The organism is Streptomyces sp. NPDC002476 (assembly GCF_042889785.1).
GTDB lineage: Bacteria > Actinomycetota > Actinomycetes > Streptomycetales > Streptomycetaceae > Streptomyces.
Map to the genome: position 1 here is coordinate 55,848 of NZ_JBIARH010000002.1, position 17,181 is coordinate 73,028.

Annotated in this window: 11 protein-coding genes and 1 pseudogene; 7 read left to right on the forward strand and 5 right to left on the reverse strand. The window is 70.6% G+C overall.

Annotated elements, in window-relative coordinates; all coding sequences use genetic code 11:
* The first annotated feature begins 96 nt into the window (after positions 1–96).
* Positions 97–567 carry an ATP-binding protein gene (locus ACFYXM_RS02210; RefSeq protein WP_389286033.1) on the forward strand — a complete coding sequence of 157 codons (471 nt, stop codon included), beginning with the start codon at positions 97–99 and terminating at the stop codon, positions 565–567.
* A 154-nt stretch (positions 568–721) separates the two neighbouring features.
* Here the strand turns inward: ACFYXM_RS02210 and ACFYXM_RS02215 are convergent, their stop codons facing one another.
* Positions 722–1,405 carry a (2Fe-2S)-binding protein gene (locus ACFYXM_RS02215; RefSeq protein WP_389286035.1) on the reverse strand — a complete coding sequence of 228 codons (684 nt, stop codon included), beginning with the start codon at positions 1,403–1,405 and terminating at the stop codon, positions 722–724.
* Positions 1,406–1,629: 224 nt separating this feature from the next.
* Here ACFYXM_RS02215 and ACFYXM_RS02220 point away from each other — a divergent pair, with 224 nt between their 5' ends.
* The gene (locus ACFYXM_RS02220; protein ID WP_389286036.1) at positions 1,630–2,544 is read left to right on the forward strand and encodes a DMT family transporter; all 915 of its coding nucleotides are present in this window, start codon (positions 1,630–1,632) and stop codon (positions 2,542–2,544) included.
* Here the strand turns inward: ACFYXM_RS02220 and ACFYXM_RS02225 are convergent.
* The 3 genes from ACFYXM_RS02225 to ACFYXM_RS02235 form a co-directional block, all read right to left on the reverse strand.
* Entirely contained in the window at positions 2,514–4,022 is a 1,509-nt protein-coding gene (locus tag ACFYXM_RS02225) for a transglycosylase family protein (protein ID WP_389286038.1), read from the reverse strand. The two genes, ACFYXM_RS02220 and ACFYXM_RS02225, sit on opposite strands and share 31 nt — an antisense overlap.
* Positions 4,023–4,686: 664 nt before the next feature.
* Positions 4,687–4,884: a hypothetical protein gene (locus ACFYXM_RS02230; protein WP_389286040.1), complete on the reverse strand. Its 198-nt coding sequence runs from the start codon at positions 4,882–4,884 to the stop codon at positions 4,687–4,689.
* Positions 4,877–5,470 carry a TetR/AcrR family transcriptional regulator gene (locus ACFYXM_RS02235; protein WP_389286540.1) on the reverse strand — a complete coding sequence of 198 codons (594 nt, stop codon included), beginning with the start codon at positions 5,468–5,470 and terminating at the stop codon, positions 4,877–4,879. Before ACFYXM_RS02235 ends, ACFYXM_RS02230 begins: the two co-directional genes overlap by 8 nt.
* A 194-nt stretch (positions 5,471–5,664) precedes the next feature.
* Here ACFYXM_RS02235 and gndA point away from each other — a divergent pair, with 194 nt between their 5' ends.
* The 3 genes from gndA (at position 5,665) to ACFYXM_RS02250 (ending at position 9,286) form a co-directional block, all read left to right on the forward strand.
* Positions 5,665–7,107: an NADP-dependent phosphogluconate dehydrogenase gene (gene gndA / locus ACFYXM_RS02240; protein WP_389286042.1), complete on the forward strand. Its 1,443-nt coding sequence runs from the start codon at positions 5,665–5,667 to the stop codon at positions 7,105–7,107.
* Positions 7,108–7,421: 314 nt separating this feature from the next.
* Entirely contained in the window at positions 7,422–8,489 is a 1,068-nt protein-coding gene (locus tag ACFYXM_RS02245) for a Dyp-type peroxidase (RefSeq protein WP_389286044.1), read from the forward strand.
* Positions 8,489–9,286, forward strand: coding sequence for a family 1 encapsulin nanocompartment shell protein (locus tag ACFYXM_RS02250; protein WP_389286046.1), 798 nt, complete (start codon positions 8,489–8,491; stop codon positions 9,284–9,286). Before ACFYXM_RS02245 ends, ACFYXM_RS02250 begins: the two co-directional genes overlap by 1 nt.
* 599 nt (positions 9,287–9,885) lie before the next feature.
* Here the strand turns inward: ACFYXM_RS02250 and ACFYXM_RS02255 are convergent.
* Positions 9,886–10,209 (reverse strand): annotated as a pseudogene (locus ACFYXM_RS02255) (aspartate 1-decarboxylase); the annotation flags it as partial.
* A gap of 1,102 nt (positions 10,210–11,311) precedes the next feature.
* Here ACFYXM_RS02255 and ACFYXM_RS02260 point away from each other — a divergent pair.
* Positions 11,312–13,864, forward strand: a complete 2,553-nt coding sequence (locus ACFYXM_RS02260; protein WP_389286048.1) for a Pls/PosA family non-ribosomal peptide synthetase — start codon at positions 11,312–11,314, stop codon at positions 13,862–13,864.
* Positions 13,865–13,903: 39 nt separating this feature from the next.
* Positions 13,904–17,158, forward strand: a complete 3,255-nt coding sequence (locus tag ACFYXM_RS02265; protein WP_389286050.1) for an amino acid adenylation domain-containing protein — start codon at positions 13,904–13,906, stop codon at positions 17,156–17,158.
* Positions 17,159–17,181: the final 23 nt, after the last annotated feature.

Genomic DNA, 17,181 nt, shown 5'->3' on the forward strand with positions numbered 1-17,181 from the left:
CGGCCGGCGGCTCCCCGGAGTGAGACCGTTCGTCGCGGGTAGGCGAACGTCGAGAAGCCGACACCGAACACCCCTGCGTCGCCCTGGCTGGAGCACATGAACGAACAGGTCACCGCACGGCCGGCCGACCGTCCCCGCGCGGACCGTCCCGCCGGCCACGGCCCCACCGAGGTTCTGCACAGCGCCGAGGTGTTCGACGGCGAGCCGGGCTGCATCGCGCGCGCCCGTGCCCTGGCCGACCGCTTCCTGGCCCGGCTGGCCGCCGAGTGGCTCGCGGTGTTCGGCGAGCGCACCCGCGGCGATCTGATGCTGGCCGTGAGCGAACTGGTCACCAACGCGGACCGCTACACGCAGGGACCGTATCTGCTGGAGCTGGAGGGAACGGCGGAGCGCGTCAGCGTCACGGTGTACGACAGCAGCACGGCGCTCCCTTTGTTCTTCTCGCCCGATCCGGCGCGCCCCGGAGGCCATGGCATGGAGATCGTCGTGGCGCTGTGCGACCGGCTGACCGCCGAGCGCGTGCCGGTGGGCAAGCGCATCCGCGCCGAGTTCGAGCTGAGCAGCTGAGCTGTGGGGCGGGCGGGACGCCGCCCGCCCCACGACCACGCCCCCGGCCGGGCCGGCCGCCCCGGTCCGCCACACACGTGTCAGGCCCGGTCAGGCGTACCGGTCGCACCGAACGCGTAGGGCGTGTCAGATATGTCAGACCTTGTCAGGCGTGTCAGGTGCGTCCGAAGACGCAGTCACCGCACAGCCCTCCCGCCGGGCAGCGGTAGTAGAGGCAGCAACTACGGCGCCGGAACGCCGTGTCGTGCGGAGCGCCGGTGTTCCGCAGATCCGGGTGGTCGAAGAGCTCGGCGGTCAGCGCGCGGGCCCGCGCGGCCACGTCGGGGCGGTGGTTCGCGTGCGCCCAGTCGACGAGCTGGCTCAGCGCACCCGCCAGGGCCGATCCCGCGTTGCCCCACAACAACCGGTCCGCCAGCGGGCCGTCCCGGTGGACCGCCTCGGCCAGCGGCACGAGATGACCGTACTGGACCACCTCCCGTATCCGCTCGGCGGTGCCGGGCAGCGTTTCGGCGGTGCTCAGCCACAGGTCGTCGGGGCTGCTCGCCCGGGGGTCCCAGCGCAGGGCGTCGGGCGACAGATCGGGGAAGCGGCCGGTCAGCACCGCCGGGCCGAGCGCGATCGACCAGAGCCGCGCCGCGAGCCCCAACTGCGCGATGGAGGCGGCGACTCTGCGCTCGTGCGTCCGGTGCCGCGCCGCGACCAGGTCGATGCGGGAGGACAGCGGTGCCGTCCCGCCCGCGTACAGCAGTGCCAGCGGCCGGTGCGCGCCCTCGGGCGGCGCGGTGGCGCGCAGGGCGAAGAACCCGCCCAACGGGGCCGCGGCCGACTCGTCCGTCACGCCGTCCTCCCCCACTTCTCCGTCACTGCCGGTGGCGCCGTACGGAGCGCGTCCACCATGACCGCGTTCACCGTACCTCTCGGGACCGACGCCCCGGGTCCCGCGCGGGGTGGGCCGTCGACGCGAGAGGGACAGCGGCCGTGCGCCGTACAACCAAGGGAGTACACATGATCGCCGACTCAGGTACGACGACGCGGCGGCTTCGAGACGACAGGGTGGTGCACATGAGTTCCCTCGCGCTGTCCGTGCTCCTGTCGCTGGTCTCGGCGGTCGCCTACGCTGCCGGGGCGATCCTCCAGGAGCACGTGGCCGCGACCGGGGACGGCCGAGCGCTCGCGCGCGAGCGCGTCTGGTGGGGCGCCGTGACGCTGAACGCGACAGGAGCGGTGCTCCACGTCGTGGCGCTGGCGTACGGTCCGCTCAGCCTCGTCCAGCCGCTCGGGGCGCTCACCATCGTCTTCGCCCTGCCGATGGCGGCGGTGTTCGTACGCCGTCGGCCGGGCGCCGCGGCCCGGCGCGGGGCGGTTCTGGCGACCGTCGGACTGGCGGGTCTGCTCGCCCTCACCGGGGACGGTGGGGCGCACACGCTGGACGGACCGGACCGGCTGGGGCTCGCGGTTGTGACGCTCGGAGCGCTCGCGGCGCTCCTCCTCGTCTCCGGGGCGGTGCCCCGGCCGGTGACGCGCGGCGTGGTCCTCGCGGTCGGCGCGGGCATCGCGTTCGGCATGGCGTCGGTGTTCACGAAGGAGGTGGCGGTGCGGTGGGGTTCGGGCGCGATGACGGCCGGCGTGCCGTCGCTGGTGGCGATCGCGGTCTTCGCCGGGGCGGGGCTGCTGCTGTCCCAGACCGCTTACCGGGGAGCCGGGCTGACCGCACCGCTGGCCACGGTGACCGTGGTGAACCCGGTGACGGCCGCACTGGTCGGCATCACCATGTTCGACGAGCGGTTCCTGCACGGCACGACGGGCACCGTGCTCGCGTCGGCCTGCGGCGCGATCACCGCGGGCGGGATCGCGCTGCTCACGGTGGAGCGGCCGGGCACGGAGGGTCCGGCGGCGGCACGGGGAGGGCGCGGACGCCCGGCCCGGGGCCGCCGGACACGGGGCCGTCAGACGCTGGCCCCGCCCGCCCTGAGGTAGGCCAGCGGGTCTACGTCCGATCCGTAGCCGGGGCCGGTGCGGATCTCGAAGTGCAGGTGCGGCCCGGTGACGTTGCCGGTGGAACCCGAGCGCGCGATCCGCTGCCCCGCCGAGACGTGCCGCCCCTCCCGTACGTGGAGTGCGGACAGATGCGCGTACTGGCTGTACTTGCCGTCGGCGTGCCGGATGACGATCTGGTACCCGTACGCACCCGCCCAGCCGGCCGAGACGACGGTGCCGGAGCCGATCGCCTTCACCGATGTGCCGGTCGGGACGGGGAAGTCGACACCCGTGTGGAAGCCGCTGGCCCAGGCACCGGCCCGGTGGTAGGGCGTACCGACGCCCGCCGCAACGGGCGCGACGAGGCCCTGGCGCGTCTCGGACCGCGCCGGGTGGCGGGCCTCGGTGCCCCTCGAGGGCGCCTTCGGCTTCGGTTTCGGTTTCGCGGCCGGGTGCGGGGGCTTCGCCGTCTCGTGCCGCTCCGCGGCCTGGCGCCGGGGCTCGGCGGCTCGGCTCGGGGCCGCCGCGGGGCGGTCCGTCGACGCGTCGGCACGGTCCTGCGGATCCGTGGGCCGCCGGTGCGGCGAGACGGCTGCCCCGTCCTGGGACTTCGCCGCCTGGACCTGGGACTTCGCGGGCCGGGCGGCGGGCTTCACGGCCCCGTCATGGGACCTGGCCTCCTGGCGCTCCGGCTCCGTCCTCGTGTGCGACTCGGCCGACGGCTTCGTCTCCGCCTTCTTCGCCCGCGCCGCCGGTGCCGGGCTCGCGGCGGAGCCCGTCCTCGGTGCCCGGGCCGTATCGAGGTTCAGCCGCTGTCCGGGGAAGATGAGATCCGGATCGTCGCCCACCACCTCGCGGTTCGCCGCGTAGAGACGCTGCCAGCCGCCCGCCAGTCGCTCGCTCTGCGCGATCGCGGAGAGCGAATCGCCCCGGGCCACGGTGTACGACTCGTGCTTGCCGGGCACGGTGGTCGGCGTCACGGGGGCGGAGGTCCGCTTCGCCGCGGTCTTCTCCGCCGGCGACTGCCCGGAGGACCGCTCATCGCCGCTCCGGACATGGCTGATGCGCTCCGACTGCGGGGCGATGTCGGGAGACTTCCCGCCCTTGGTCAGCCCGGCCTGCGTCGAGCAGCTCGGCCAGGCGCCGGGCCCCTGTCCTTCGAGCACCTTCTCGGCGACGGCGATCTGCTCGTTCCTGGTGGCCAGGTCCGCCCGCGGGGCGTAGACCGTGCCGCCGTAGGCCGCCCAGGTCGACCGGGAGAACTGCAGACCGCCGAAGTAGCCGTTGCCGCTGTTGATGTGCCAGTCGCCGGTGGACTCGCAGGCGGCGACCTTCTCCCAGACGTCCGGCGACGCGGCGCCCGCCGGGGCGGCCGCGATGAGCGGCAGCGCCAGGCCGGCACCACCGGCGGTGACGGTGAGCGAGGCACGGTTCAGCCGACTGGGCCGATATCTGCGGTGCCGTCCGTTCGCGGCCATGATGTGGCTCCCCCACTGGCAGTAGGACACGTCGCAAGCGCCAACTTATGTGCAGACGAAGCAAGATGACAAGAGCGCCCGGAACGCCCCGACTGTCACGGCCGGTTGGCCGCGCCACCGGTCGGGCCCGGGGCCCGTACCGGCGCCATCGTCAGCCCTCGCACCCGATACGGGAGCGCGAGGGCCGACGGCTGCGCCCGGCGTCCGATTCGGATCCAACAGCCTTTGTCCGAACGTGAGTTGCGGCACCGACGGCACGCCTCGTCACGTCGCGTCGACCTCCCGGCAGGTCTCCGGCTCCGGGAATCTCCGGCTCCGCGACCGGCCACGTGTGCCACCGCTTCGACGCCGCCGCGGCACATCGTGGACCACCGGCCGCCGAGACGACCGCTCCCCAGCACCGGCGGCTCGTGGGCGATCACCCGGCTCAGCCGTTCCGGATGACGCGAGAGCAGGTCGAGGGCGACGACGGCGCTCGAACTGGTGCCGAAGACCGCCACAGGACCGCCCTCCGGCGCCAGCAGTTCGATCAGCCGGTACGCGTCGTCGCAGTGCACCCTCACCCGCTGTTCGACGACCGCGTCGTGGAGGACGCTGCGCGAGCAGCCGCGCGGGGCGAAGGCGGCCGACGGTCCACCGGTCGGCCAGGCGGCCCGTCAGCCGGTCACAGATCCCCCGCGTCGGCGCTCCCGCCGGGCATCATGAGCAACAGCGGCCCCCGCCCGCGCACTTCGTAGTACAGGGTCGCCCCCGGCACCCACAGCAGTCCGGTGCGATCGGGCAGCACGGAGCCGGATGCCTTGCAGTCAAGCGGGGCGGCACCGAACGCGGTGCGCGCCGTACGGGTCGTGCGGTCAGCCATCGCGTTCCTCCTCGCTCACGGCGGACGACCAGTGCTCCAGCAGGAAGTGCAGCGCCTCGACGGCCCGGTCCCAGGACGTGCGCACATCGCGGGTCGCACCGAACCCCCCGTTCGCCTCCAGGGCGCAGTAGCCGTGCAGGGTGCTGCGCAACAGCCTTACCGCGTCCGTGAGATCGGGCTCGGTCAGTCCGTAGGCGCGCAGCATCGCGCCGATGGTCCCGACCGTCCGCCGGTATGCCGAGGTCCGGACCGCGACGGCCGGGTCGATCCGCATCTGCGTCGCCTCGTACCGCCCGGGCCGCTCCAGCGCGAAGGACCGGTAGGCGTCGGCGAACGCGATCAGGGCGTCCTTGCCCGCCCTGCCCGTGACCGCGGCGTTGACGCGGTCGATGAACTCCCCCGCGGCGAGCAGGGCAACCCGGGTCCGCAGATCGTGGAGGTTTCGGACGTGGGAGTACAGGCTGGCGTCCTTCACCCCGAAACCTCGGGCCAGCGCGGAGATCGTGACCTGGCCGAAGCCGACGGAGTCCGCCAGATCCGCCGCCGCCTCCACCACACGTTCGGTCGTGAGACCCGCGCGCGCCATCCGCCACCCCCACCGGAGCACCATGCAGTCCATGCATGCGTAGCTAGACCTTCTAGGCAGTTGCCTAACATACATAGGAAACCCCGGACGGCCCACACAGAACAGGCCCTCGCGCCACTCCGCGCCCATACTGAAGAACCCGGTTCCCGACTACTGATGAACCCGGTTCCCGACACGGATTGCGGAGCACACTGATGAGCGGTACCGCACAGATCGGCGTCACGGGGCTGGCGGTCATGGGCCGCAACCTCGCTCGCAACTTCGCCCGCAACGGCTTCCAGGTCGCCGTGCACAACCGGACGACGTCGAAGACGGACGCCCTGGTCGAGGAGTTCGGGAACGAGGGTTCCTTCGTGACCGCGCGCACGCCGCGGGAGTTCGTCGCGGCGCTGGAACGTCCGCGCCGGGTGCTCATCATGGTGAAGGCGGGCGATCCGACGGACGCCGTCATCCAGGAGTTCGCCCCGCTCCTCGAAGAGGGCGACGTGATCATCGACGGCGGCAACGCGCACTTCGAGGACACCCGCCGCCGGGAGAGGCAACTGCGCGGGCGGGGCATCCACTTCGTGGGCGTGGGCATCTCCGGCGGCGAGGAGGGCGCGCTGCACGGGCCGAGCATCATGCCCGGCGGTTCCACGCAGTCCTACGAGTCGCTGGGGCCGATGCTGGAGAGGATCGCCGCCAAGGCGAAGGACGGCACACCGTGCACCACTCACATCGGCCCGGACGGCGCCGGGCACTTCGTGAAGATGGTCCACAACGGCATCGAGTACGCCGACATGCAGCTGATCGCGGAGGCGTACGACCTGCTGCGCAAGGTGGCCGGTTACCCCCCGGAGCGGATCGCCGAGACCTTCCGCCGCTGGAACACCGGCCGTCTCGACTCCTATCTGATCGAGATCACGGCGGAGGTCCTCGCCCACACCGACGCGGTGACCGGGAAGCCGTTCGTCGACATCGTGCAGGACCGGGCGGAGCAGAAGGGCACCGGGCGCTGGACGGTGCAGATCGCACTCGACCTCGGGGTCCCCGTCTCCGGTATCGCGGAGGCCGTCTTCGCCCGCTCGCTGTCGGGGCACACGGATCTGCGCGAGGCGGCGAAGGACCTGAGCGGGCCGTCCGCCGCACCGCTCGACGAGGCCGCGGCCGCCGCCTTCGCCGACCGCGTGGAACAGGCGCTGTACGCGTCCAAGATCGTCTCGTACACGCAGGGCTTCCACCAGATCAGGGTGGGCAGCGAGACCTACGACTGGGACATCGGTCTCGGTGCGGTGGCGGGCATCTGGCGGGCCGGGTGCATCATCCGGGCCGCGTTCCTGGACCGGATCCGGGCCGCGTACGACGCCCGCCCCGAACTGCTGAGCCTGCTCTCCGACGAGCGGTTCGCCCAGGAGATCGGCGCCGCGCAGGACGACTGGCGCGCGGTCGTCGCCGAGGCGGCCCGGCAGGGCGTCCCGACCCCCGGGTTCGCCGCCGCGCTCGCGTACTACGACGGGCTGCGCGCGGACCGGCTGCCCGCCGCGCTGACGCAGGGACAGCGCGACTTCTTCGGCGCGCACACGTACCGGCGCGCGGACCGCCCGGGCTCTTTCCACACGCTCTGGGGCGGGGACCGTTCGGAGGTCGAAGCGGGCTGACCGGGATGCCCCGCGACGAATCCGCCCAACAGGCCGGCGGCGCGACGTCACGGCGGCGCGGCATCACGGCGGCGCGGCATCACGGCGGCGCGGCATCACGGCGGGACCCGCGGACGGCGGGACGGGGGCACGGCGGGACTCGCGGACGCGGCGGGCCCGGACCGGCGCCACTCGTCCGGGCACTCCGGAGATGCGGAGGGGCCGAAGGTGTGGGTAAGTGGCAGCGGGCGTGTCCGCGCATACGCCCTCGAAGCAGTGCGTGTACATGTCCGCGCACCCGAAGCCGCGCCCACCGCCCTTCCTGGAGCCCCCACATGCCCGACGTCCCGCCGGAATCCGAGCCCGTCGCCGCCCAGCCCGTGGTCGCGCCGCTGACCAGCGCCGCGCTGATCCTGGTCGCCACGGTCGAACCCGGTGGTGAGAGCGTCGTGCGCGAGGTGCTGCCGGATCTGCCGGCGATCGCCCGCTCCATCGGGTTCCGGTTCCCGGACGCCGGTCTGGCCACCGTCACCGGTTTCGGTTCCGACGTGTGGGACCGCCTGTTCGCGGGGCCACGCCCCACCGGTCTGCATCCGTTCCGGGAACTGCGCGGCGCCCGGCACCACGCCCCGTCCACCGCCGGGGATCTGTTGTTCCACGTCCGGGCCGAGCGGATGGATGTGTGCTACGAATGGGCGGCCCAGCTGTTCGACCGGCTCGGCACCGCGGTGCGCGTGGTGGACGAGACGCAGGGGTTCCGCTACTTCGACCACCGGGATCTGCTCGGTTTCGTCGACGGCACCGAGAACCCCGTCGGCTCGGACGCCCGGTCGGCGGCCCTGGTCGGCGCCGAGGATCCCGACTTCGCCGGCGGGAGTTACGTCGTCGTGCAGAAGTACGTCCACGACCTCGCGGCCTGGAACGGACTGAGCACCGAGGAACAGGAACGCGTCATCGGCCGCACCAAGTTCACCGATGTCGAGCTCCCCGACGACGTCAAGCCCGCCGACTCCCACGTCGCCCTCAACACGATCACCGATCCGGACGGCACCGCCCGCGAGATCCTCCGCGCCAACATGCCCTTCGGCAGCTTCGGGCAGGGCGAGTTCGGCACGTACTTCATCGGCTACGCCGCCGACCCGGACGTGACCGAGCGGATGCTCCGCAACATGTTCCTGGGCGATCCGCCCGGTGCGCACGACCGCATCCTCGACTTCTCGACGGCGGTCACCGGCACGCTCTTCTACGCCCCAGGCGCCGGGTTCTTCGCCGACCCGCCGCCGTCGCCCGCCGCGGCCGAGAACCCGGCCGAACCGGTGCCCGTGCCGGCGCAGGATCCGGCCGCGATCCGGCCGGACGACGGATCGCTGCACATCGGCAGCCTGCATGAAAGCGCCCAGTGATGAACAACCTCCACCGCGAACTCGCCCCCGTCACCGAAGCCGCCTGGGCCCAGATCGAGGAAGAGGCCCGGCGCACCTTCGGGCGCCATGTGGCGGGGCGTCGCGTCGTCGACGTCACCACACCGGCCGGACCGGAGCTGGCGGCCGTCGGCGACGGTCATCTGCGCGGCATCGATCCACCGACGCCCGATGTGATCGCGCGGGCCCGGACCTCGATGCCCGTGATCGAGTGGCGGGTGCCCTTCACCGTGACCCGGGCGGCCGTGGACGACGTCGAGCGCGGTTCCGACGACAGCGACTGGCAGCCCGTCAAGGACGCGGCCCGCACCTGCGCGTTCGCCGAGGACATGACGATCATCGACGGATACGCGTCGGCGGGCGTCACCGGACTCAGGGACGGCTCCTCGCACCCGCCGCTGGCCCTGCCGGCCGATGCCCGCGACTATCCGGCCACCGTGAGTCAGGCGCTGACCCAGCTGCGCCTGGCCGGTGTCGACGGGCCGTACCGGCTGCTGCTCGGCGCCGACGCCTTCACCGAGGCGACCGAGACGTCCGACCACGGGTACCCGGTGGCCACCCATCTGGCCCGGCTGCTCGACGACCAGATCCTGTGGGCGCCCGCCGTCAAGGGCGGTGTGCTGCTGTCGACCCGGGGCGGCGACTTCGAACTGCGTCTGGGCCAGGACCTGTCGATCGGCTACCAGGACCACGACGCGAACGGCATCCACCTCTACTTCCACCAGTCGTTCGTGTTCCGGATGCTCACTCCGGAGGCCGTGGTCCCGATCATCGCCTGACGGACCGTCCCGCGGCCGCGGACCTCGCCCGGGGGCAGCCGGGCCGAGGACACCGTCCGGCCGGTGCGCACCCGCGCGAGCGGACCTCGCCGACCTGGCACACGTCGGGCGCGTACCGGCGGACGGGCCGGTACGCGCCCGCTGCGCCGCGCCCGGCGGCGATCAGCCGGGCGGGCGCGGCGACGGCTCCGGCTCCGGCACGGGCTCGGGGTTCGGAGCGGGTGGCTGCGGAATGGGGTCGGGTGCCGGACCGGGCGGTACGGGCCCGGGCGGTACCGGTGGTGGCTGCGGCATCGGCGGCGGCTCGGGCATCGGCCCGGGGGTGGGCGCCGGTGGCACGGGGTCGGGGTACGGGTTGGTCATCGCGGATCTCCGAGCGCTTCGTGATGGATCTCCTTCCACCGTCCCCCGGAGCGGCCGGCCGCGCCCGGTGAGCCCATGCGTACGAGTTCCGAATGATCCGTCCGGGTCGACGGCGGCCTCGGCTCCGCCGCCGCCCGGACCCGACGGATCAGCGCGCGACGGCCGCCGCGGCGGCCGGGCCGGATCGAGGGCTGGAGGCCGGGATGTTCCGCGTCGCGGAGCGCGTCGAAGACCGGGACGTGCACGACGCGCGGCGCCGGCGTACGCGCCTCGACGTGGTCGGCCCGCGCGTAGCTGATGGGAACGGCCGGGTCGCCAGGGTGCACGAGATGCGCGGCGGCACCGTTGACGCCGATGACGACGGAACCGCGCGCACCCTCGATGACGTACCTCCCCGGCCGGGCGCCGTTGTCGATGTCGACGATGTGCACCAAATCGCCGGGCAGCGGGTCCGTCGCCTCCATCAGATCGGCGTCGGTGGTGACGGAACCGGCAGGGTGGAGGCCGGCGTGGGTCACGGTGGCCCGGTGGATCTCGGACGTGATCAAAGTACGCAGAATTTTGAACTCCTTTTACTCCAGTCCGACTTCGCAATCTTGTGGCGTACAAGTTCTCAGCCGGGACCGCTGCAAGATCGCGAAACCGGACTGGAGCAGCGCCGGGTCTCAGCCCTTGCGACCGGGGGACGAACGGCATAGGGAGGAGATGAATCCACATCGAGATGGTGCAGGCCCGCGGCCGTCCGGCGGTACCGAGCCGCCCGAGCGTGAAATCCGCTCGTGCAAGACGGGCCACTACTACCTTCGGGTGATACGAGGCTACGAGCCTTGCCGCTCAAATCCCCCTGTGGGTCACTGAAATGGTGAACGGGCGGGCCGCCCATCCCCAGCCGAGGAAGTTGAGAACAGGGAGCGCTTGCCGGTTCTTCTCCGTGCCCGAGAAGAAGTTCCGGCAGCCAGGGCCCGGGGCCGGGTCCCGGCCTTATGCGCCGCTCCCCGGACTCTCGGCAGTGCCAACAACTGCGTGCTACCACACATGTCGTCGCTTGACGTCGTCGGCAACCGACCTTTCCGGCGGAAGCCGAACACTGGGGCCGGGCGCGTTCCGCCGGTCCCCGTATGTTCCATCGGAGAACAAGGAGGGTTGTACATGCCTCTCCCTCAACCAGGGCTCCACCAACGGCGGAACCCTGGTGACCATCACGGCAACGAACCTGCCCCACACGACCAAGGCGACATTCGGCAAGCGAACTGGCCACCAAGATCACCCAGGTATCCCCGACCCAGGTCACGGCGGTCTCCCCCTCCGGCACCGGCACGGTCGGGGGCATCGTCACCGCCCCGCGCCCCGGCGCAACTCCTCCCGGATCAGGAACGGACCACTCGCATGCAGCACGGCGAGACGCACGCGCAACTCATAGGCGTCCCGCCGGGCAGGGTCCTGGGCGAGGAGTGAACCGGGAGGGCCACTGCTGGGCCAATGCGACCGAGTTCGAGTGGCAGCCCGACGGTGGACAGCTAAGACTGAGGCAGCGGTTCGGGATCCGGACAGCAGATCCCGACCTCGTGATTTCCGGACCACTCGCTCCAGCCACCGAAAAGCGCGAGTACGGAGTGCCCACCGTCATGGCGACGGCACTCGAAAGTTCCTCAAGGAGCTCGCATGGAGGAGAAATCCCTCGATGTCCTGACGCCCGGGCCTGATGAATCCGCAATCGACACCAGCAGGTTCACCAGTCCGGATATTGACATCGAGAAAGCCCTCGCCGAGGTGCTGGCTGACGTCATGTGCGTCGAACGGGTATCGGTCGACAGCCATTTCTTCGACGACCTCGGCGCCAACTCATTGGTGATGGCTCATTTCTGCGCACGAGTCAGGAAGCGGGCGGACCTTCCCTCGGCGTCGATGAAGGACATCTACCGGCACCCGACAATCCGCAGCCTGGCGACGGGGCTCGCGAATGCCGCGCCCGTCGGGCCGTCGGTCCCGCCGCCGACCGAGGTGGTGACCCCAATCGGTACGGTGTGGTTTGCCCTCTGCGGAACCCTGCAGTTCCTGCTCTTCGCAGGATACTCCTTCCTCGCCGGACTCGTTGCCGCCCGAGGCTATGCATGGGTCTCCGCCGGGTCGGGTGTGATCGATGTCTACCTGCGATCGTTCGTCTTCGGAGGCGTCGGCTTCGTCGGTCTGTGCACCTTCCCCATCGCGGCCAAATGGCTCCTCATCGGCCGGTGGAAATCATGCAATTTCCCGGTCTGGGGTCTGACCTATCTGCGCTTCTGGACCGTCAAAGTGCTGATCCACGCCAACCCGATGATCTTCTTCGTCGGCAATCCCCTGTACGTGCTGTACCTGCGAGCGCTGGGCGCACGGATCGGCAAAGGGGTCACGATCCTCTCCCGCAGCGTTCCGGTCTGCACCGACCTGCTCACGGTCGGAGCCGGCACGGTGATCCGCAAAGACTCGTTCTTCGTCTGCTACCGGGCACACGCCGGGCGTATCCAGACGGGCCGGGTCACCCTTGGCCGGGACGTGTTCATCGGCGAGATGACCGTGCTCGACATCGACACGTCGATGGGCGACGGGGCCCAACTCGGCCACACATCCACGCTGTACAGCGGCCAGGCGGTCCCGGACGGTCAGCGCTGGCACGGATCCCCGGCACAGCTCACGCAGCACGACTACCTGCGGATCGGGCCGGCCACCTGCGGCACGCTGCGCCGGGCCGGCTTCGGCCTCATCACCGTGCTTCAGCTGTTCCTCCTGTACGTGCCACTGTCCGTCGGGGGCGCGTACATGCTGGTGACCCTGGTCCCGGCGCTGCACAACCGGCTGGTCCCGGGCACGGCGGAGCTCACATCGCTGGGCCTCTGCATCGACGCTCTGGTCCTGTCGCTGCTGCTGTTCTTCGGCTTGGTCGTCGTGGGCCTGGCCGTGTTGTTCACCGTTCCGCGCCTGCTGAACCTGGTCGTCAAGCCGGACAAGATCTATCCGCTGTACGGGTTTCATTACTCGGTACACCGGGCGATCGGGCGCATGACCAACATCAAGTTCTTCGCATGGCTGTTGGGTGACAGCTCCTACATCGTCCACTACTTGCGCGGCCTCGGATACGACTTGTCCCGGGTCGAGCAGACGGGGTCGAACTTCGGCACGGAAGTGCAACACGAGACCCCGTTTCTGTGCTCGGTCGGGAGCGGAACGATGGTCGCCGACGGGCTCTCCATCATCAACGCCGACTATTCGAGCACGTCCTTCCGGGTGTCCCGGGCCTCGATCGGGTCACACAACTTCCTCGGGAACAACATCGCCTATCCCTCGGGGGCCAGGACAGGTGAGAACTGTCTCCTCGCGACGAAGGTGATGGTTCCGCTCGAAGGCGAGGTGCGCGAGGGGGTGGGCCTGCTCGGCTCGCCGTGCTTCGAGATTCCCCGGACGGTCGAGCGCGATTCCCGGTTCGACCATCTGCGCACCGGCGACAAGTTGCGCCGCAACCTCGCTGCGAAGAACCACTACAACATCCGCTCGATGCTCTTCTTCCTGCTCGTGCGGTGGCTGCACATCTTCGTGCTCACGATGCTCGGCCTGGCGAGCGCCGAGCTGTACAGCTCCTACGGGCATGTGGTGATCGCCGCGTTCCTGGTGCTCAGCCTCGGGTTCACCGCTGTCTATTTCGTACTGGTGGAGCGCGGCATCGCGGCATTCCGCGCGCTGCAACCGCAGGTGTGCTCCATCTACGACCCGTACTTCTGGTGGCACGAGCGCCTCTGGAAGGTGCCCGACACCTACCTCGACATCTTCAACGGCACCCCTTTCAAGAACGTGATCTGGCGGATGCTGGGGGTTCGGATCGGCAGCAGGGTCTTCGACGACGGCTGCTACGTGACGGAGCGGACGCTCACCACCATCGGGAACGACTGCACGCTCAACGCGGGAAGCAAGATCCAGTGCCACTCGCAGGAGGACGGCACCTTCAAATCCGATCGCAGCACCCTCGGCGCCGGTTGCACCATCGGCGTGGGAGCCCATGTCCATTACGGCGTGACGATGGGCGCCGGCTCGGTGCTCGCACCCGATTCCTTCCTCATGAAGGGCGAGGAGGTCCCGCAGCACGCACGCTGGGGAGGCAACCCCGCCACGGAGATGCGAGACGCCCCTCATCAGCCCGAGGCGCTGACGCGGACGGCACAGCGGCTCCGCCGTTGTCGGCGCTGAACAGCACGGTGGCGAAGGCGAATGGAGAGGGACGACCAGATGGGAATGCAAGCGCAGACCGACCGGGAGTTCTGGCGCGATGTGCTCGTCGCCGGCGGATTCACCGAAATCCCGCGGTGGACGCTCAATCCGGTGAAGGGCGTCGGCGAACACGAGGCGCCGGTCCCGGACGATGTCGTCGCGGCGTTGGGCCGGCTGGCCAAGGACCTGGCGGTACCGCTCGGATCGGTGCTGCTGGCAGCGCACGCCAAGGTGCTCGCCGCGCTGTCCGGCGAGCACGAGGTCGCAACCGGATACATCACCGCGGAGGGCGGCCGACCGCTGCTCTGCCGGCTGACGACCGGGCCCGACTCGTGGCGGGCGCTGCTGCTGGACGCTCATCGAATCGTGTCGGACCTGCTGTCGCACAAGGACTACCCGGTCGATGAGCTCAGGTGCGAACTGGGCCTGGCAGAGCCGTCGATCGAGACTGTGTTCGATCCGCACGGCGTGGGCGGCGAAGTCGCTGGCAGCACCAAGCTGTGGGTGGGATTCTCGCAACGCGGCGGCCACCTTGTGCTGCGGCTGCGCTATCGGACCGACGCGCTCGACGAGGACTGCGTCGTCAGGATCGCCGGTTACCACCTCACCGCACTCGCGCTGATCGCCGCCGATCCGGACGCCGAGCACGGGCGGCAGAACCTGCTCTCCGCCGAGGAACTCCATTTACAGCTCGAATCACTCGCCGGTCCACGCCGGGAACTGCCCGACCGCCGGTTCCACGAACTGTTCGAGCAGCGGGTGGCGGCACACCCGGATACCGTCGCCGCGGTGCATGGTGAGCAGCAACTGACGTATCGAGAACTCAACGCGCGCGCCAATCGGGTGGGACGTGCCCTGCTGGCGCGGGGGCTGCGCCCCGAGGATGTCGTCGCGGTGGTGACCGAGCGCAACCTGGACTGGATGACCGCCGTCCTCGCGGTCTTCAAGGCCGGCGGCGTGTATCTGCCCATCGAGCCGCATTTCCCGGCCGACCGTCTCGCGACCATGCTCTCCCGTGCCGCATGCGGGCTCGTACTGACCGAACCCGGCAGCACCTCCACGCTCGACCAGGCCCTCGACTCACTGTCCGGGGTCCGGAAGCTCTTCGTCGGCGCAGCCTGCGAGGAAGACCACGCCGACGATGACCTGGGCCTCCGCATCGCACCGGACCAGCTCGCCTACATCTACTTCACCTCCGGCTCCACAGGTGAGCCCAAGGGCGCGATGTGCGAGCACGCGGGCATGCTGAACCACCTCTACGCCAAGATCGACGACCTGGAGATCGGCGAGGGACAGGTGGTCGCCCAGACCGCGCCCCAATGCTTCGACATCTCGCTGTGGCAGCTGGTGTCCGGGCTCCTGGTCGGGGGGCGGACCCTGCTGGTGGAGCAGGAGGCGATCCTGAACGTCCAGCGGTTCGTCGACAAGATCGTCGACGGCCGGGTCGCCGTCCTCCAGGTCGTACCCTCCTACCTGGACGTGGTCGTGTCCTGGCTGAAGCAGCACCCCCGCGAGCTGCCGGACCTGCGGTGCGTGTCGGTCACGGGCGAGGCGCTGAAGAAGGAACTCGTGCAGCGCTGGTTCGCCGCCCAGCCCGGGATCAAACTGGTCAACGCCTACGGGCTGACCGAGACCTCGGACGACACCAACCACGAGGTCATGGACCGCGTGCCCGACGGCGACCGGGTCCTGCTGGGTCCCGCGGTCAACAACGTGCGCGTCTACGTCGTCGACGAGCACCTGATGCCGGTACCGCTCGGAGCCCCCGGCCTGATCGTCTTCTCCGGCGTCTGCGTCGGCCGCGGATACGTCAACGACCCCGAGCGCACCCGGCAGGCCTACCTGTCCGATCCGCACCGTGAGGGCGCCCGCCTGTACCGGGGCGGCGACTACGGCCGCTGGACGCCCGAGGGAAAGCTGGAGTTCCTCGGCCGCCGCGACACCCAGGTGAAGATCCGTGGCTTCCGGATCGAGATCGGCGAGATCGAGAACACCCTGTTGCAAGTGCCCGGTGTTCACGACGGTGCGGTCGTGGTCACCGAGCGGGCCGACCGGAGCAAGCACCTGGTGGCGTTCTACTCCGGTCGGCGGCCGCTCGAGGCCGACGTCCTGCTGGACCGGCTCGGTGAGTCGCTGCCCGCGTACATGGTCCCGTCGGCCTTTCACTGGCAGGAGACTCTGCCGCTGACGGCCAACAGCAAAATCGACAGAAGGACCCTGCAGGCACTCGCCGGAGAACTCGACATCGTCCGGGACGACTACCACGCACCGGATACGCCGACCGAACAGCAGTTGGCGGCCGCATGGGCGAAGGTCCTCGGCATCCCGCAGGACCGGATCGGACGGCGGGACCACTTCTTCGACCGGGGCGGCACGTCGCTGTCGGCGGTAAAGCTGGCCATCGTCCTGGACCGTGCGGTGTCACTCAAGGATGTCACCCGTCACCCGGTCCTCGCCGATCTGGCCGGACTGATCGACGGCAGGTCCGTGCGGCGTGCCGGGCTGCTTCAGCCGCTGTCGGAACCGGACGGTGCGCGGACCGCGGCCCTGGTGTGCTTCCCCTACGCCGGCGGTAACGCGGTGAACTTCCAGCCGATGGCCGGAGCGCTGCCGGACGGTGGACCGGCGGTCTACGCCGTCGAGCTGCCCGGTCACGACGTGGCTGCCGAGAGCGAGCCGCTGGTGCCGATGACGCAGGTGGTCGAGCAGGTCGTCGACGAGATCACCGGGCGTGGCCTGACCAGGGTCCTGCTGTGGGGCCACTCCTCGGGCGCCGCGCTTGCCGTGGAGACGGCCAGAAGGCTGCGGGAGCGCGGGGTGGACGTCCAACGGGTGTTCCTCGGCGCGCAACTGCTCGGTGACGCCGACGACCGGCGCGCCACCGTCACCGAGCTGACCGGACGGAGCAACGCCGAGATCGCCGCGAGCCTGAGCACGCACGGCGGCTGCCCCTCGCTCGGTGAGCTGGGGGCGCAGCACGCCGAGCACGTCGCCGCCGCCTACCGGCACGACTGCGTGTCCGCACACCACTACTTCGCCGATGCCCTGGAGCGCCCGCCGGCGCAGAAGCTCTCCGCGCCGGTCACCGTGGTCGTTGCCGCGGACGACCCGAGCACGGCGGAGTACCCGCGCCGGTACCTCGACTGGCGGCTTCTGGCCGAGCAGGTCGACCTGCACGAGCTCGCCGACGGCGGCCACTACTTCCTGCGTACCCGTCCGGTCGAGGCGGCGAAGGCCGTGCTGCACGCCGCCGAATTGTTCGCTTCTTCGTGAGTGTCAGCTGAAAGGAAAACGAG

Excerpts from the sequence above, each read along its gene's own strand:
- ACFYXM_RS02210 (WP_389286033.1), top strand. The coding sequence starts at position 97 with ATGAACGAACAGGTCACCGCACGGCCGGCCGACCGTCCCCGCGCGGAC.
- ACFYXM_RS02220 (WP_389286036.1), top strand. The coding sequence starts at position 1,630 with ATGAGTTCCCTCGCGCTGTCCGTGCTCCTGTCGCTGGTCTCGGCGGTC.
- ACFYXM_RS02225 (WP_389286038.1), bottom strand. The coding sequence starts at position 4,022 with ATGGCCGCGAACGGACGGCACCGCAGATATCGGCCCAGTCGGCTGAAC.
- ACFYXM_RS02230 (WP_389286040.1), bottom strand. The coding sequence starts at position 4,884 with ATGGCTGACCGCACGACCCGTACGGCGCGCACCGCGTTCGGTGCCGCC.
- ACFYXM_RS02235 (WP_389286540.1), bottom strand. The coding sequence starts at position 5,470 with ATGGCGCGCGCGGGTCTCACGACCGAACGTGTGGTGGAGGCGGCGGCG.
- gndA (WP_389286042.1), top strand. The coding sequence starts at position 5,665 with ATGAGCGGTACCGCACAGATCGGCGTCACGGGGCTGGCGGTCATGGGC.
- ACFYXM_RS02245 (WP_389286044.1), top strand. The coding sequence starts at position 7,422 with ATGCCCGACGTCCCGCCGGAATCCGAGCCCGTCGCCGCCCAGCCCGTG.
- ACFYXM_RS02250 (WP_389286046.1), top strand. The coding sequence starts at position 8,489 with ATGAACAACCTCCACCGCGAACTCGCCCCCGTCACCGAAGCCGCCTGG.
- ACFYXM_RS02260 (WP_389286048.1), top strand. The coding sequence starts at position 11,312 with ATGGAGGAGAAATCCCTCGATGTCCTGACGCCCGGGCCTGATGAATCC.
- ACFYXM_RS02265 (WP_389286050.1), top strand. The coding sequence starts at position 13,904 with ATGGGAATGCAAGCGCAGACCGACCGGGAGTTCTGGCGCGATGTGCTC.